At 60.3% G+C, this 252-nt stretch carries 1 pseudogene; it reads right to left on the reverse strand.

What is annotated here, in order from left to right:
* Window positions 1–65: 65 nt before the first annotated feature.
* Window positions 66–252 (reverse strand): annotated as a pseudogene (locus SM755_RS23960) (hypothetical protein); the annotation flags it as partial.

The raw sequence follows: 252 nt of genomic DNA on the forward strand, positions 1-252 counted from the left end.
GGAGAGGAGGCCGTGCCTACGCTGTGAGCAAGTTTCCACCCTTTCTAACCACCTCCGACTCCAAATCAAGACTCACTAAAGAGATGGTCGTCTAGGTCCCGCGTCCAGTACGTCGCGCGCCCACCGGGACTACATCTCGCACACAGCTGTAGTGGGCCTTCCAGGTGGCCGAGTTCGACACGGAACCGTGTGAGGGCTGCAAGCGCGTCGACGACTCGATAACTCTCCTCGCGGATCACGTCAGCCATCGCG

Source organism: Natrialba sp. PRR66 (genome assembly GCF_034808065.1).
GTDB lineage: Archaea > Halobacteriota > Halobacteria > Halobacteriales > Natrialbaceae > Natrialba > Natrialba aegyptia.